The organism is Shinella sp. GW821-FHT11G07 (assembly GCF_058808115.1).
The window spans coordinates 140,296-154,557 of record NZ_JBXARJ010000015.1; the positions used below are offsets into that span (position 1 = coordinate 140,296).

11 protein-coding genes are annotated in these 14,262 nt (G+C 62.0%); 3 read left to right on the top strand and 8 right to left on the bottom strand.

Annotated elements, in window-relative coordinates; translation table 11 throughout:
- Positions 1-16: 16 nt before the first annotated feature.
- Entirely contained in the window at positions 17-472 is a 456-nt protein-coding gene (locus tag AC1RT2_RS25450) for a tripartite tricarboxylate transporter TctB family protein (RefSeq protein ID WP_493106443.1), read from the bottom strand.
- 83 nt (positions 473-555) lie between these two features.
- Positions 556-1,533 carry a Bug family tripartite tricarboxylate transporter substrate binding protein gene (locus tag AC1RT2_RS25455; RefSeq protein ID WP_493106445.1) on the bottom strand — a complete coding sequence of 326 codons (978 nt, stop codon included), beginning with the start codon at positions 1,531-1,533 and terminating at the stop codon, positions 556-558.
- Positions 1,534-1,756: 223 nt separating this feature from the next.
- Here AC1RT2_RS25455 and AC1RT2_RS25460 point away from each other — a divergent pair, with 223 nt between their 5' ends.
- From AC1RT2_RS25460 to AC1RT2_RS25470, 3 genes are read left to right on the top strand one after another with little or no spacing between them, the layout of a single operon-like run.
- The gene (locus AC1RT2_RS25460; protein WP_493106447.1) at positions 1,757-2,428 is read left to right on the top strand and encodes a response regulator transcription factor; all 672 of its coding nucleotides are present in this window, start codon (positions 1,757-1,759) and stop codon (positions 2,426-2,428) included.
- The gene (locus tag AC1RT2_RS25465; protein WP_493106449.1) at positions 2,425-3,813 is read left to right on the top strand and encodes a sensor histidine kinase; all 1,389 of its coding nucleotides are present in this window, start codon (positions 2,425-2,427) and stop codon (positions 3,811-3,813) included. The genes AC1RT2_RS25460 and AC1RT2_RS25465 overlap by 4 nt, the downstream gene beginning before the upstream one ends.
- Positions 3,810-4,889, top strand: a complete 1,080-nt coding sequence (locus AC1RT2_RS25470) for an ABC transporter substrate-binding protein (RefSeq protein ID WP_493106451.1) — start codon at positions 3,810-3,812, stop codon at positions 4,887-4,889. The genes AC1RT2_RS25465 and AC1RT2_RS25470 overlap by 4 nt, the downstream gene beginning before the upstream one ends.
- Before the next feature lie 308 nt (positions 4,890-5,197).
- Here the strand turns inward: AC1RT2_RS25470 and AC1RT2_RS25475 are convergent, their stop codons facing one another.
- The 6 genes from AC1RT2_RS25475 to AC1RT2_RS25500 all read right to left on the bottom strand — a co-directional run bounded on the left by AC1RT2_RS25475 (position 5,198) and on the right by AC1RT2_RS25500 (position 14,261).
- The gene (locus AC1RT2_RS25475) at positions 5,198-5,686 is read right to left on the bottom strand and encodes a histidine kinase (RefSeq protein WP_493106453.1); all 489 of its coding nucleotides are present in this window, start codon (positions 5,684-5,686) and stop codon (positions 5,198-5,200) included.
- A gap of 124 nt (positions 5,687-5,810) precedes the next feature.
- Positions 5,811-10,838 (bottom strand): beta strand repeat-containing protein, encoded by a 5,028-nt coding sequence (locus tag AC1RT2_RS25480; RefSeq protein WP_493106455.1) that lies wholly within the window; start codon positions 10,836-10,838, stop codon positions 5,811-5,813.
- Positions 10,839-10,966: 128 nt separating this feature from the next.
- Positions 10,967-11,344, bottom strand: coding sequence for a hypothetical protein (locus AC1RT2_RS25485; RefSeq protein WP_493106457.1), 378 nt, complete (start codon positions 11,342-11,344; stop codon positions 10,967-10,969).
- 7 nt (positions 11,345-11,351) lie between these two features.
- A complete protein-coding gene (locus tag AC1RT2_RS25490; protein ID WP_493106459.1) occupies positions 11,352-12,341 on the bottom strand; it encodes a zinc-binding dehydrogenase in 990 nt (329 codons plus the stop codon).
- An 11-nt stretch (positions 12,342-12,352) separates the two neighbouring features.
- On the bottom strand, positions 12,353-13,426 hold the full coding sequence (locus AC1RT2_RS25495; protein WP_493106461.1) for an ABC transporter ATP-binding protein: 1,074 nt from the start codon (positions 13,424-13,426) through the stop codon (positions 12,353-12,355).
- A gap of 10 nt (positions 13,427-13,436) precedes the next feature.
- Positions 13,437-14,261, bottom strand: coding sequence for a carbohydrate ABC transporter permease (locus AC1RT2_RS25500; protein WP_493106463.1), 825 nt, complete (start codon positions 14,259-14,261; stop codon positions 13,437-13,439).
- Position 14,262 lies beyond the last annotated feature (1 nt).

Sequence of the window (14,262 nt, forward strand, 5' to 3'; positions counted from 1 at the left end):
CGTCATGGCTGGTCGATCAGCCGAAGAAAATGCCTGCCGGCAGGTAGACCTGGAGCAGCCAGGCAAAGACACCCCACCACAACAGCGTCTGTAGAAAAGCGCCGACAAGCGCGCGCTTGACCGTTGCGCCGAAGACCAGCGCGGTTCCGAGGGTGAGAACGAAGATCGAGCCTGCAAAGCCGAGCGGTTCGAACAGCGCCACCGAGGCGAGAAGGACGGCCGGAATGGCGAGCACGCGCAGGAGCGCCGCCCCCGTCGGAATGGGCTCCACGCTGCCGGGCTGGACGAGATAGAGCAGACTGAGGCCGCCGAGCACCATGGCGAGCATGAGGGGAACCGCGCGCGGCCCGAGAGGGTCGGACGAGAAGGCGTATTCGATCGTTGCTCCGCCGATGCCGTAAGCGACGGCGATGACGAGAAGCACGAGGGCCGCGGCGCGGCTCACCCGCCGGTTTTCGACCAGATTGGACATGACGTTCTCCGAGTTTCGATGGATGTGCCGGATCGGGCAGGCCGCCCCCGTCGCAAGCCGCGAACGGAGGCGGCCGCGCCGCATCACATGCCGGCTTCCTTGGCGAGTACCTTGAAGCGCTCGACGTCTTCCTTGACGCGCGCCTCGAAGGCGGGGCCGATCAGGGTGAACTCGAAGAGGCCGCGGGCATCGCGCTCCTTGATGAACTCCGGTGTCTTGGCCATCGCCTCGAAAGCTTTCACCCACCAGTCGTAGTCGGCGTCGGAAACGTCCTTGCCGACATAGTAGCCGCGCCAGACCGGCCAATCGATATCAAAACCCTGCTCGCGGGCCGTCGGGACCTCCGCGAGATCACCCGGAAGGCGCTCCGGCGCCATGACGGCGAGAATGCGCACCTTGCCCGCCACGTGGTGCTTGACCATCTCGGCCGCATCACCCGAACCAACCTTCACGTGGCCGCCTTCGAGCGCGGTCAGAACCGCGCCGCCGCCTTCAAGCGCGACATAGCGCATGGTCTTCGGATCCTGCGAGGCCGCCTTGGCGATCAGCGAGCCCTTCATCCAGTCCTGCGATCCGACGGCGCCGCCGCCGGCGACGGCGAAGCCGGTCGGGTCGATCTTGTAGGCGTCAACCAGTTCCTTCAGCGACGTGTAGGGGGAATCGGCTGCAACGACGATCACCCCGTAATCCGCACCCAGCGCGCCGAGCCAGCGCACGGCGGTTTCGTCCGGCTGGCCGAACTTGCCCTGGGCGATCAAGAGCGCCGATCCGGTCGAGGTCGCGGAGATGAGATTGCCGTCAGAACCGCGCTTGCCGACGACATGGTTGTAGGCGACCGCTCCGACGCCGCCCTCCATGTAGGTCACGGTCATCGGCTTGGAGATTTGCTTGCTTTCCAGGAGGGCGTTAGCCGCAAGACGGCAGGTGAGGTCGAAGCCGCCGCCGGGTTTGGCACCGGCGAGGCATTCCGGCTTTGCCGGTTCGGCCAGTGCCGGAGCAGTTGCGGCAAGAAGGCCGGTAAAGGCCGCGCCGGCAAAGAATTTTGAAACACTTCGGATCATGGTCTGTATCTCCCGTTTTGTTGTCCGGGGAGGCGATAGGCCAAGCGAACGGGTTCGCGCTCGCGGCTTTCGCGGCGCGTCGTCGATCGATGCCAAAACTCCTCCGGGCAGCCGACACACTCTCTCCCGTCGGCTGGCAATCCTTTCTAAATCGCCATCCTGTCACAACGCTGTCACGCACCCGGCTTGATCGTGGCCCCGGCGGTGTGTCACGCTCACGCGTATGCGTATCCTCCTCGTGGAAGACACCGACGATGTCGGCGAAGCGATCACCCGGCGCTTCGAAACAATCGGGCACAGCGTCGACTGGCAGGTCGACGGGCTGGCGGCATCCGAGATTCTCGATTTCACGTCCTACGACCTTGTCATCCTCGACGTGATGTTGCCCGGGCTCGACGGCTTCGAGATCCTGCGCCGGTTGCGCCTGCAGAAGAACTCCGTGCCGGTGCTGGTGCTGACGGCGCGCTCGGAAATCGACGACCGGGTGAGCGCGCTCGACCTCGGGGCAGACGACTATCTCGTCAAGCCTTTTGATTTCCGGGAACTGGAGGCGCGCGCACGGGTTCTCCTGCGCCGGCGCTCCGGCGGCGAACCGACGAACATCATCACCTGCGGCGATGTGCTGCTCGATCGCACCAACCGGAACGCGCGCATCGGAAACCGGGAAATCCAGCTCAAGCGCCGCGAGATGAGCCTTCTCGAAATCCTTGCATCGCGTCCCGGGCGCATCTTCAGCAAGCAGGAACTGCTCGATCATCTCTTCGGTTTCGACGAGGCGCCGGACCAGAATGCGATAGAACTCTACGTTGCAAGGCTGCGCAAGAAACTCGACGGCGCCGAGAGCAGCATCGTCACCGTGCGGGGCTTTGGCTACAAGCTGGTGGCGACCCCATGAAGACCGAAACCTCGCTCTTTTCGCGCCTCCTGCTGCGCGTCGCGCTGGTGCTGCTCCTCGGCGCCGCAGGCATCGCCACGGCGGCCTGGTTCTACGCGAAGGCCGCGGCGGATGAGGCTTTCGACCGCCTGTTGCAGGGCGCCGCCTTCCAGATCGCGGAAAACATGTCGGTGGAGGAGGGCGAACTTATGATCAACATGCCGTCTTCCGCCTTCGAGCTGCTCGGCCTTGCGACCCGCGACCGGATTTTCTACCGGGTGATCGGGACGGACGGAAAGACCCTGACAGGTTATGAGGATTTGCAACCATCGATAGATCTCGCAGAAAGCCGGCGGGCGCCGGTCTTCCTCTCGACACGCTACGGAAATTCCGACGTGCGCATGGCGATCGGCGCCCGGGCGGTCTCCGATCCCATGCTGAGCGGCTGGGTCTACATCATCCTCGCGCAGACGACGGAGGCTCGGACGGCGCTTGCCTCCGAATTGACGAGCCAGGCCGTGCTTCTCGTCGCCCTGATGGCCTGCGCGACATTGTTCGCGACGGCGCTCGCCCTTCGCCTTTCGCTCCGGCCGATCGTCGATCTGTCGCGGGTGCTGCATGACCGTGAGCCACAGGATTTGACGTCGCTTGCCGTGGAGGTACCGCGCGAACTCTCCCCCTTCGTCGCCTCGATCAACTACTTCATGCGCCGTCTGGACGAGCGCATGCGCCTTCTACAACGCTTCATCGGCGATAGCGCTCACCAGATCCGCACGCCGCTGACGGCCTTGCTTTCCCAGCTCAGCCTGATCGACGACAAGGGCCTGTCGGAGGAGGGGCGCCACCACCTCAGGCGCGTGCGGGCGCGTGTCGAGGAACTGTCGCATCTGACGAACCAACTGCTCGGTCATGCCATGGTCATCCATCGCTTCGATTCGGAAAAGCTGGTGCCTGTCGATATGCGGGACGTGGCGCGCAAGGCTTTCAGGCGTGCCGTGCCGCTGAGCCGCGATCCCGATATCGTCGTCGCCTTCGAGGCGCCGGAGCAAACGGTGATCGTCCTTGGAGATGCGTTGAGCCTGCGCGAGGCGATGGTCAATGTCATCGACAATGCGCTCCGCCATGGTGCGGTGGCCAAGCTGGATGTGCGCGTCATCGCGGGTGCGGAAACGGCTCGTTTCGAGGTGGAGGACGATGGTCCGGGTATCCCACCTACGCGATGGCAGGAGATCACACGGCGCTTCGCCTCCTCCCGAACGGAGCGTGATGTTTCCGGTCTCGGCTTCGCCATTGCCTCCGAAGTTGCGATCCTTCTCGGCGGCTCGCTGACATTCCGCGAACCGGCGGAGGACCGCGGCTTCACCATCGTGATCGACCTGCCTCTTTATGAGGAAACGAGGCCATGAACGGCAAATTCCTGCACTTCGCATGGCTGGCGCTCCCGCTTCTCCTGCCCATCGCCGCAGGTGCCGTGGAGGGCGATCGGCAAGTCTTTCAGGCCGAGGCGGAGAAGGCGCGCCTCGTCATCCATGGCGCGACCGATATAGAGGCCATGCGACCCCTTCTGGAAGATTTCCGCAGCCTCAGGCCGGACGTGACGCTGGAATATGTCGACTATCTCACCAACGCGCTTTTCCGCGAGGCGACGGCGGCCTGTGCCACCGGGGAGCATGCGGCGGACCTTCTGCTTTCCTCCTCCGTCGACCAGTTGGTGCGGCTTGCCAACGACGGCTGCGCGGTCGCCCATGCCACGGCGGAAAAGGTGCCGGATTGGGCGAACTGGCGGGAGGAAGTCTATGGTTTCAGCTTCGAGCCCGCCGTGATGGTCTATGATGATCGCAAGGTCGCGCCGGAAGACGTACCGCGCAGCCATCACGAGCTTGCCGAGTTGCTGCGCCAGAAACACGAGACCTATCGCGGCCGGGTTGGAACCTACGATATCCGCGCATCCGGCATAGGTTATCTGCTCGCCTTCAACGATTCCCGCGTCGCGCCCACATCCTACGGCCGCCTGCTCGAAAGCTTCGGCCGCGCCGAGACCGTGACGCGCTGTTGCAACAATGAGGTGCTCGGCGAATTGCGCCGGGGCAATATCTCCATCGCCTATAACGTGCTGGGTTCCTATGCCTATGCCGCTTATCTGCGCGACCCGCATCTGCGGATCGTGCTGCCCCGCGACTACACGCTCATCCTCTCCCGGGGCGCTCTCATCCCCTCGACATCAGGCCAGAAGGCGCTGGCCGGTGCCTTCGTCGACTATCTTCTTTCCGAGCGCGGACAGAAAAAGGCGCGGGACGCTTCCTTCTATTTCAGCGCGAACGGCCCGCTTCCTGATGGCGTCGATGGTCCGGCTTCGTTGGTCGATACCGGCATCGGGCGGCCGATCCGCATCGGGCCGGCCTTGCTCGCCGCCCAGGACCAGGCGCAGCACAAACGGTTCACCGGAGAGTGGTCTACGGTCATGGAGGGAAAGGAGCCCTAAAACCACACCGTGCTATTTAGGTCGATCGTCGATGCGTTGGTGCTGTCTTCCCGTCACCATTGGTATCGCCATGGACGTAGGTGCCGGACGACTTCTTGTCGGCGCACAACTCACCCGCCGTTTTGGATTGCGAGTTCAGGCAGTTGCCGGAGGCCTTGAAGAGGAGGGCGTCACCGGAGATGACGCCCTTGTCTGGTAGGCAACGATCCGACACGAGCCGAGAAACCATACGCAATGCAGGCAGATAGCGTCTGCTTCGCCGTGAAATGCAGGCCGCGCTCGACCTTCAGGCTGGCCGCGGGGCGGTGTTACTGGGCGATTGGCTTCAGGGAGTTGAAGATCGCACCGATCGCTTCGCCATGTGCCTTCTGCTCTTCGGTACCTCCCCAATAGGTGACAACCAAAGTCTTGTCGGCATCGGCCACCAGTGCCGTCAGGCCAATCGTCACAGGGCCGTCGCTGTCCTTGCCGGACCAATAGACGTTGTAGGCCTGCATGCCATTGAGCTTGCCTTCCTCTTCTTTTTTGGTCGAATCGTCGACCGAGACATTTTGGCTCGCGAGATATTCGACAGCCTCTGTAACCGTCTCGCTGGTCTCCTTGCCGTCCTGCGCGTCGATGGAGAAATAGACGGCGTCATCGTCAGACTGAACCTCGATGCCAGTTTCAGTCTGTGTGGTTTTCCAACCATCGGGAATGGTGATGACGGCAACGGGTGCCTCGGCCGGAAACTTGAATTCGGCAGCCTGCGTGGCGCTGGCGAACAAAATCGTGGCGGCAAAGATGGTATACTTCATAACTATTTCTCCATAATGAGTGAAGTTGGGTGAATTCCAGTGCCTGCCCGTAAATGCTGTCTAGTCTCCTAGTTTAATCTGCAGCTGGATCGCTCAAGTTCGGCCGAGATCAAGTTGATCTAATTCACCCGATGATATCGAAGTCCGCCGCGGTCATCTTCAAGCCAGCATCGAGGGTGGCGAACTGGAAGGCTATCCCCTTTCCGGAGCCGTCCGCGTCGTACCAGAGCTTGCCTGTCTTCGAATCGTAGATGATCCGGTCTGTCTCCGCATGCGCCTGGGTGCCGATGTAGAAGGCCTTTGCCGAGAGATCCCCGACCTTGCCGGCCTTGGTGAAGATGTCGTTGTCGAGGAAGATCGTGTCGTCCCGAACGGAGAAATCGTCGATCGTGTTGATGTTTGTCGCACCGAGTTTGGTGTCGAACACGAACGTATCGTTGCCCGACCCTCCGACCAGCAGGTCCTTGCCGAGCCCGCCATAGAGCGTGTCATTGCCGGCGCCGCCCTTCAGCGTGTCGTTGCCGTCAGCCCCCTTCAGGATGTTGGCCGCCCCGTTGCCGGTGATGACATTGGCGAGGCCGTTGCCGGTGCCGGAAAGCACCTTGGTGCCAGTCAGTGTCAGGTTCTCGACATTGGCGGAAAGCGTGTGGGAAACGGAGGCGAAGACCGTGTCGGTGCCCTGCTTGGCGGCCTCGATTGTCTTGTCGCTAGCGTGGTTGACGACATAGGTGTCGTTGCCGCCGAGGCCTTTGAAGGTATCAACCCCTGCCGTGCCCTTGAAGGCATCGGCGCCCGACGTGCCGGTATAGCCGTCGATCACCAGTTTGCCGGTCGGATTGACGACCGCGCCGGAGAGATCGGCGACGTTGCCTGCCGTATCCTTGATGGTGGCACCATTGAGGTTGAACCTGGTCACCGAGAGATCGCCCGACCTGTCCTCCAGCCCGACCTTGTAGGTGAAGACGAGCGACGTGCTGGTCGACGCCGCTGCATCAAAGATGGCCGTCTTGCCGTTGCTCAGGCTCAGCGTCATCTTCGTCGCGCCGGTGATCGCCACCGCCTCGCTGAGCGCCAGGCTGAACTTGCCCGTCTGGCCGGTGGTCAGCGTGCCCGTACCGGAACTGATACCGGGGCCGGAGGTGGTGACCGCGGTCACCTTCGGGGCGATCTTGTCGAGGGTGAAAGTCAGGCTGCCGGCTGAAGATGTGTTGCCGGCTACATCCGTTTGGATGACCTTCACCGTATGGGTGCCATTGGCAAGGGCGCTTGGATTGTAGGTGCTGGACGCTGCACCACCATCGATAATGTAGGACAGTGTGGTACCACTTTCCTGGCCTGTAGTTGTCAGCGCGCCGTTGCTGGTGATCTTGTCTGTGGTGGACTTGCCGGTGTCGGCCGTCAGTATGAGCGTTGGCGTGGCGGGTTTGGCCCGGTCCAGCGTGAAAGTGAGACTGCCGGCCAAGGATACGTTGCCGGCGGCATCCGTCTGGAGGACCTTCACCGTATGCGCGCCATTGGCAAGGGTGCTCGGGTTGTAGGTGGCCGAGGCATTGCCGCCGTCGACGATATAGCTGAGAGTGGAACCGCTTTCCTGGCCTGTAATTGTCAGCGCGCCGTTGCTGGTGATCTTGTCCGTGGTGGATTTGCCGGTATCGGACGTCAGCGCGAGCGTTGGCGTGGCGGGTTTGGCCCGGTCGAGCGTGAAAGTGAGACTGCCGGCCAAGGATACGTTACCGGCGGCATCCGTCTGGATTACCTTCACCGTATGCGCGCCATTGGAAAGGGTGTTCGGGTTGTAGGTGGCCGAGGCATTGCCGCCGTCGACGATATAGCTGAGAGTGGAGCCGCTTTCCTTGCCTGTAATCGTGAGAGCGCCGTTGCTGGTGATCTTGTCAGTGGCGGATTTGCCGGTGTCGGAGGTCAGTGTCACCGTCGGGGCGATGGGGCTGGCTCGGTCCAGCGTGAACGTAATGCTTCCGTAAAAGTAGGAAGTGTTGCCGGCCGCATCCGTCTGTTTGATCTTGACCGTATGTTCACCGTCGCTGAGCGTGGTCGGGTCGTAAGTCGCCGAGGCTTCCCCGCCATCCATGACATAGCTCAGGGTTGCACCATCCTCCACGCCCGCGATCGCCAGAGAGCCGTCATTGGTCACAAAATCGTTCGAGGCGATGCCGGTGTCGTTGGCAAGGTAGGGCTCCGGGGGCCCGATCGTGAGGTCGAACGTGTATGAAACGCTGCCGATTTCAGAAACATTGCCGGCGGCATCCGTCTGGATGACCTTCACGGTGTAATGGCCATCTTCGAAGGTGCTCGGATCATATGTGGCCGAGGCTTCGCCGTCATTGACGATGTAGCTCAGTGTTGCCCCGTCTTCCACGCCGGTGATCGTCAGGGAACTGTCATTGGTCAGGGAGTCGGTCGAGGATGTACCAGTGTCGTTGGTCAGCGTGACCGTCGGCGCATCCGGAGCCGTGCGATCGAGCGTGAACGTGATGGTGCCGACATCGGAGACATTGCCGGCGATATCCGTCTGCCTGACCTGGACGGTATGTTCTCCGTCTTCCAGCGCGGTCGGATCGTAGTCAGCCGATGCTTCGCCGCCGTCAACGACATAGCTCAGCGTTGCACCGGTTTCCTTGCCGATCGTTAGGGAGCCGTCATTGGTGAGGAAATCTGTCGAGGAACTGCCGTTGTCATGGGTGAGCGCCAGGTCCGGCGCATCCGGCCGCGTCGCATCCACGCCGCGCCCGGTGTGCCGTCCGTCCGCCGTGGAAATCGTATAGCCGTCGAAGGGGGCTGCAGTGTGGGACGTGTTCAGCGCGATCCACAGCCCGGAATGGTTGCCGGCGATGATATCCAGCTTGCCGTCGCCGTTGACGTCGGCTGCGGCGACAGACTGCACATTAAACAACGCGATCTCGGTGGAGCCGGAGAAGTTGCCCGCGCCATCGCCCAGCCGCACGGAAACGCCGCCGTCGTTGCCGGATCGATTGGCCGTCAACAGGTCAAGTTTGCCGTCACCGTTCATGTCTGCGGTGGCAATGAAACGCGGGCCGCTCCCAACGGCAACCTCCGTCGAACCGGAGAAATTCCCAGCACCATCGCCCAGTCGCACCGAGACGCTGTTGTTCGCGGAATGCGCGGCCAGAAGATCCAGCTTGCCGTCGCCGTTCACGTCGGCAAGCTTCGTGAAAGACGAAGCAGAACTCATGCCGATCTGGGTCGAACCGGAGAAGTTTCCGGCGCCATCGCCAAGCCGCACGGAAACGCTATGTGTATTCCCGCTTCCGGACGTTGCTGCCAACAGGTCAAGCTTGCCGTCGCCGTTTACGTCGGCAAAGGTGATGGAATAAGGTCCGGTACTCAAACTGACCGAGGTCGGGCTTAGAAAGCCACCCGCGCCATCGCCCAATCGCACGGAGACAGCGTTGCCAAATCCCACCAGGAGGTCGAGTTTGCCATCAGCGTTCACGTCGGCGAGGGTGACGGACCTTGGTGTTTCCGCCCCCAGGCTTATATCCGTGGACGTGGAGAAACCACCGGCCCCATCGCCCAGCCGCACGGAGACATTGCGGTCCGTGGCGTTTCCCGTCACCACGTCAAGCTTGCCGTCGCCGTTCAGGTCTCCAACGGCCACGCCAACCGGGACTCTGCCGACACCGGTTACTCCTCCATTGGAGAAGGTACCGTCGCCATTGCCCAAAGAGACACGGACGCTGTCATTGCTGATTGAAGCCGAGACAATATCCAGCTTGCCGTCACCGTTCATGTCCACGAGTTTCAGATCAACACCAGCGGCGTAGTTGATCTCTCCCAGTTCAGCAAAACTGAACTCTGCCTCTCGCCCATCGATGGAGCCGTCCGTGCTGTCGAGGCCGGTGACGGAAAGGCCGACTGTGTCGCCATCGCCCTGCGCGACCGTATAGATAAATGTCGGCTGGCCATTGCCGTCGAGCCCGGCAAAAACGGCATGGCCGCCGTTGCTGAGCACCAGGTTCGGCATGCCCGTGACGGTAACCGGCAGGTCGGTCGAGAGCGTGAAGGTGATCGTGTCGCCGATCTTCAGCGTGCCACTGCCTGTGGATGTGATCTCCGTGACGACAGTCCTTTCGCCACCATAGAGTACCGTGACGCCACCGCCGCCGGAACTGGTGACGATGATGTCCATCCTGCCGTCCTTGTTGACGTCGGCCACCTTGAGGCCCCTGGGCGCAGTGCCGACGGCGATATCCATGCCGGTGGAGAAATTGCCGCTACCGTCTCCCCATCGAACCGAAACGGTACTGCTAGCGCCGCTTGTGGTTGCCAGATCGAGCTTGCCGTCGCCGTTCAGGTCCGCCAGGGCAATGGACTGAGGAAGGCCGCCGACACTGACGGTCGCCCCCTGGGTGAAGCTAGTGCCGTCGCCGAGGAGCACCGAAACCATACCGTTCCAGCCGCCACCGGCCGTTACCACGTCAAGCTGGCCGTCTCCGTTGACATCCGCGATGGCCAAGGCCGCAACTGTCCCACCCGCGGAGTAAGCATTCGCGCTCGAGAAGCTCCCGTCGCCGTTTCCCAGCCGCACCGAAACCGTGCCGTCGGAGTAACTGGCCGACACGATGTCGAGCCTGCCATCGCCGTTCATGTCGGCGAGATTGAGATAATCCGGACTGTTGGGCGAGAATGACGTGATGACGGTCGTGGCGGAAAAACCGCCGAGACCGTTCCCGATCTGCACGGTTATCCTGCCAGCCGAGCTGCCGGTCACGACATCGGCGCGGCCATCACCGTTTACGTCGCCGACGGCGATCGACGAAGCAGTCCAACCGATGCCCGCCGGTGGTTCGATTTGGAATCCGCCCGCCCCATCGCCCAAGAGAACCCTGACGTTGAGGTCGGCGAAAAAGGTGTAGACCACATCGAGTTTGCCGTCGCCGTTCATATCCGCCGAAGCAAGATATCCGAGCGTGGAAGCGCCGATCGGGACCTGCAGGTCTATCGCTGTCGAAAAGCCCCCCGCGCCGTCGCCCAGCAGCACCGAAAGCGGCGCCGACGACAGAAAGTTTGTCGTGACCAGGTCAAGATAGCCATCGCCGTTAAGGTCGGCCACAACAAGATTGACCGTGGGAGTGCCCACGTCGAAGTCTTGTCTGGTAAAGGTCGTGCTCATCCCAGCCCTCAGGGTAACCCGCAACGAAATCCGGAATGGTCAGATGACCATTCGTGATGTGGGTAAACACAATAGGTTAGCCCGTGTCGCGCGCGCCTGACGCGAGATCGGCCTCGGCATTCCGCTTCTCACGCAGCGCGCGCTAAGAAATTCATGCATTTCTTAGCGCGCCAGACAGCGATTTTCACCGTCCATTTTTGACATCGCGGGAAGCGGGCGTAGCCAGCATCGTTCTTCTCGGAGAGGACATTGCTGATAGAGGCCTCGGATGTGGTGCAGCACACGGCATTCGAGAATTGGCCGCATTGGGACCGAAGCGTGACCTTGGCGCCGAACACCAAGATGCCCGCTTTTCGCGTTGCGTGTTCTTGCAGCAGACGGTCTGCTGTCGGCCCCAAATATGCAATTGCATCAAAGCTAATCGCGATATCCTCTACGAGAATTTTCAGACATCGGGCTTTTGTAACGACAGGGTCGTAGGTGCAAATCCCTTCAGAACGGCCCACCCGGCTTTCACATCCATTTCAAGACAATAAACGGCTCGGTGATTCTGCGGGCGAGGATATCTGCGTAGAGTGCTGCTGGTTCTTTTGGTGTTGCCTGATGCATCAGTCCATCGAGTGGAATCAGGCCTTCCGCGAGCCAGGTGAGGGCGCGGTTGAAGCCGCCGAAAATCGAGTGCGGCGCGTTGTTGTAGCCTTCCAGCAGTTCGTCCCACAGGAAACTGCGGTCGTGCATGGGAAGCTCCCATTCCCAGCCCGAGCGGAGCGTGACGTGGTTGAAAAATACGGTGTTGAGCACGTCATGGGCCGTCAGATCGGTATATCTCCGCCAGGGAACGCCGACGAGAACGACTTCACCCATGCGGCGGACGATGCGGCAGCCATCCAGCACTGCACCCTCATGGCCGGAGCAATCGACCACCAGTGCGACCTTGCCTTGGAGATCAGGATCATCGAGCGGCATGGCCGCGCGCGTATCCGTGATGCCGCTTTGAGCGAGCTGGTCCCGTCTGAGGGCGTCGGGGTCGACCACCGTGACACGGTAACCACCGATCCGGAACAGATGGGCCGCGAGGAAACCGACGGGGCCGGCGCCGGATATGACGACGTGATCGCCCGGGCGTGCCTTGGTCGTCATCAACGTGGTCATCGACACGCCCATCAGGCGCGCGATGACGGCTGTTTCGGGCGCCATGCCTGCGGGTAGCGGCAAGGTGTTTTCGGCCGCGTGCGTCTGGCTCGATCGATGGTAGCCCATCGCAAAGCGCCGTTCGCCACGCTTCACGTCTTTGACGTCTTCGCCGATCTCTTCGACCTCGAAAACGGCGGCATAGCCCGGTCGTATCGGAAAGGTATCGCCGTTGGCCCAGCCGATTTCGGTGCCCTGGCTGATCAGCGTACAGAGCGTTCGGCCGCGGATCTCGCCACGTTGCAGCGGCTGGTCTTCGTAGGCCTGAAGCTGGAAGCTCTGGCGTGCGGGAATGATGATTTCCATAGGCATGAGCGGGTCTTTCAGGAGAGGAGCGTGTCGCCGCTCGCCGCATCGAAGAGATGCAGCGCGGCCGTATTGAAGGTGACATGGACCGACGCGTCATTCGCCGGCCGGTTTGCCGCAGGAACCTGAGCGATCAGTTCATGCGGGCCGACGCGGAGGTCGAGGAGCGCGTCGTCGCCGAGATATTCGGTCACTTCGACCGTCGCACGCAGCGTGCCCGGTACATCCGCCTTCGTCAGCGTGACGTCCGACGGCCGTATGCCGATCAGCAGGGCCTGTCCCTCACTCGCCCGGCCAGCGAAGCGGTCGGGCAAGGGAAGCGTGAAGGCCTCGGCTTGCAGCTTTCCGCCCATCAGGCGCGCGGGAACGAGGTTCATAGCGGGGCTGCCGATGAAGGTCGCGACGAAGGTGTTGGCGGGCCGGGTATAGACATCCTCGGGGCTGCCCACCTGCTCGACATGACCGTCGCGCATGATGACGATCTTGTCGGCCAGCGTCATGGCCTCCACCTGGTCGTGGGTGACATAGAGGACGGTGGTGCCGAGCCGCTTGTGCAGCTTGCCGATCTCCCAGCGCACCTGCGTGCGCAATTTGGCGTCGAGGTTCGACAGAGGCTCGTCGAACAGGAAGACATCCGGCGTGCGCACCATCGCCCGGCCCATCGCCACGCGCTGGCGCTGGCCACCCGACAAAGCGGATGGTTTGCGCGCCAAAAGAGCGTCGAGGCCGAGAATGGCGGCGCTCTCGCGGACGCGGCGATCGACTTCGCTGGGAGCGAGCTTCAATGGGCGCAGAGCGAACTCCATGTTCTGCCGCACGGTCATGTGCGGATAGAGCGCGTAGTTCTGGAACACCATCGCGATGCCGCGATCCTTGGGCGCGACATCGTTGACCACCCGCCCGCCGATCGAAAGCTTCCCGCCGGAGACGTCCTCCAGCCCGGCAACCATGCGGAGCGTCGTGGTCTTGCCGCAGCCCGACGGGCCGAGGAGCACGACGAATTCGCCCTTCTCGATAGTGAGGTCGATGCCGTGGACCACTTCGAATGCGCCGTAGCGCTTGACCACTTTTTCCAGTGCAATGGACGACATGCGTCTCTCCTTACTTGACTGAGCCCATCGTCAGGCCACGGACCAGCCAACGCTGGCAGGTCAGCACGAAGACGACGCCGGGAATGAGGATGATGAAGGAACCCGCCATGATGCGGCCCCACTGGACGGCATCCGACGACCAGAAGGACATGACGGCGACGGTGGCGGTTTGCGCCTTGGAACCCGTCAGCATAAGGGCGAAGAGGAATTCGTTCCACGAGAAGATGAAGCAGAACACTGCCGAGACCGCGAGGCCGGGTGCTGCGAGCGGCAACGTCACCCGCCAGAAGATTTCGAGGATGCCATAGCCATCGACCATCGCCGCCTCTTCGAGGGCGGTGGGCACTTCATCGAAGAAGCCCTTCATCAGCCAGACGACCAACGGGATGTTGGCGGTGGAATAGACGATGATCAGCGCGAGCGGCGTATCGAGCAGGCCGGCGGTCTTGAAGATGATGTAGTAGGGCACGACCACCGTGATCGGCGGAAACATGCGCAGCGACAGGATCCAGAAGGCGACGTCGTTCATGCGCCTGTGCCGGATGCGGCTGATCGCATAGGCGGCAAGCGAGCCGAACACGAGGCTGATCGCCGTGGAGCCGAGGGCGACGATCAGGCTGTTGCCGATGAACTTCAGGAACGGGCGCTCCGTGAAGAGCACGTGATAGTGCTCCCATGTCGGCGTGAAAAGGAAGGCCGGCGGCTTCTGGAACATGATCGGTGCCGGTTTCACCGAGGAGGACGCAACGAGATAGATCGGCGTCAGGAAGACGATCAGAACCACCGCGAGCAGCAGATAGATGAAGATCGCCTGACGGGTCGAAAGCTTGTTCATG

Coding starts and splice junctions, on each gene's coding strand:
- AC1RT2_RS25465 (WP_493106449.1), top strand. CDS start 2,425: ATGAAGACCGAAACCTCGCTCTTTTCGCGCCTCCTGCTGCGCGTCGCG.
- AC1RT2_RS25455 (WP_493106445.1), bottom strand. CDS start 1,533: ATGATCCGAAGTGTTTCAAAATTCTTTGCCGGCGCGGCCTTTACCGGC.
- AC1RT2_RS25480 (WP_493106455.1), bottom strand. CDS start 10,838: ATGAGCACGACCTTTACCAGACAAGACTTCGACGTGGGCACTCCCACG.
- AC1RT2_RS25450 (WP_493106443.1), bottom strand. CDS start 472: ATGTCCAATCTGGTCGAAAACCGGCGGGTGAGCCGCGCCGCGGCCCTC.
- AC1RT2_RS25470 (WP_493106451.1), top strand. CDS start 3,810: ATGAACGGCAAATTCCTGCACTTCGCATGGCTGGCGCTCCCGCTTCTC.
- AC1RT2_RS25490 (WP_493106459.1), bottom strand. CDS start 12,341: ATGCCTATGGAAATCATCATTCCCGCACGCCAGAGCTTCCAGCTTCAG.
- AC1RT2_RS25500 (WP_493106463.1), bottom strand. CDS start 14,261: ATGAACAAGCTTTCGACCCGTCAGGCGATCTTCATCTATCTGCTGCTC.
- AC1RT2_RS25475 (WP_493106453.1), bottom strand. CDS start 5,686: ATGAAGTATACCATCTTTGCCGCCACGATTTTGTTCGCCAGCGCCACG.
- AC1RT2_RS25495 (WP_493106461.1), bottom strand. CDS start 13,426: ATGTCGTCCATTGCACTGGAAAAAGTGGTCAAGCGCTACGGCGCATTC.
- AC1RT2_RS25460 (WP_493106447.1), top strand. CDS start 1,757: ATGCGTATCCTCCTCGTGGAAGACACCGACGATGTCGGCGAAGCGATC.